This window comes from Vibrio sp. Vb1026 (assembly GCF_033338745.1).
Taxonomy (GTDB): domain Bacteria; phylum Pseudomonadota; class Gammaproteobacteria; order Enterobacterales; family Vibrionaceae; genus Vibrio; species Vibrio alginolyticus.
Map to the genome: position 1 here is coordinate 1 of NZ_JAWOTH010000112.1, position 1,297 is coordinate 1,297.

At 42.9% G+C, this 1,297-nt stretch carries 1 protein-coding gene and 1 pseudogene; both read right to left on the bottom strand.

The annotated features are described in order from the left end of the window. Positions 1-544, bottom strand: a 544-nt coding sequence (locus tag R7E47_RS24570; protein ID WP_318085330.1) for a PAS domain-containing protein, incomplete at its 3' end; no start/stop codon positions are given. A 278-nt stretch (positions 545-822) separates the two neighbouring features. Beyond that, positions 823-1,297: pseudogene (locus R7E47_RS24575) on the bottom strand (acetate kinase); the annotation flags it as partial.

Genomic DNA, 1,297 nt, shown 5'->3' on the forward strand with positions numbered 1-1,297 from the left:
GTTCATGCTTGTAACCCATCGTGCTGAGGAAGTTATCATTTGCTTTAAGCACTGTACCGTCTAACGTAAATTCAATGACTGCCATCGAGCGGCTCAGCGCATTCAGCATGTCTTCGTACTCGCGCGATGTCGTGATCGTTCGAGTCAGTTCAGAGGCAAACACAAAAAAGCTCTCAACCTGGTCACTTGTATTTCGCACAGGCTGAATAACCACTCTTAACCACGCCTCTTCACCATCCCCCTTGGTGATTTGAAACGCGCCATTCCAGAATGCTTTTGCTTGAACCGACTGTTTCATGCGGTAAAAGTGGTCAGTATTTCTAACGTTTGATGGTACAAGGTCAGAAATATGCTTCGCCAAGATGTCCTTATCTGACAGTGAAAGTTGCTGCAAAAACTTTTGGTTTGCCGATGTGACGTTGCCTTTCGCATCCAACGTCAGCCTTAACATTTCTTCGTCTAGGCTTTGCTGGATCTGTTGTAGGCTGTAGAGCTCTTGTTTTAATCGTTGGTTTTCTTGTTGAAGCGACTTATTAAAAAACATTACTTTCCCTTACTCGACCAATCTATTGATTAATCAAAGGTTTATTATTTATATCTATACAGCTCGATATTACTCAGGTAGCAGTATACTGGAATTTAGACTTGGCTCACAATTAATTACATTAATATCACTAGAGGACATTTGTTAATCAATGTGAACGACAAAATCGCAATCAGATTCGGGCAAGACGCTTATATGAGGAAAGTGAAGTGATAGATCAAAAAAAGCTCTTTCCTTACGGAAAGAGCTTTGACTTAGTTCCCAAAATTTTTGCCGTTTTACAGCAGTTCCACCGACTGTTGAGCGATTACCCACTCTTCGTTGGTAGGAATAACCAGTGCTTTCGCACCTAGCAACTCAGATGTAGCAATCACACCTGCGTTACCAAATCGAGCGTCTTCGTTACCTTTCACATCTTCAACAAAACCTAGCAGTTTTAGGTTTTTCAGAATTTCACGACGAATTGGCATAGAATTCTCGCCAATACCGCCAGTGAAGATGATGCCGTCGAATGAATCAAGCGCAGCAAGGTAAGAAGCGATGTATTTAGACACACGGTATGTGAACACTTGGAATGCAAGGGCAGCGCCTTCATGGCCTTCTTCCATTGCTTCCAAAATACCGCGTGCGTCGCTTGTTAGGCCAGAAACACCTAAGAAGCCAGAAGCTTTGTTCAGTTAGTTGAACACTTTCTCTTGAGACCAACCTTTCTTCAGAAGGTACTCAATGATGCCTGGGTCAAGGTCACCACAA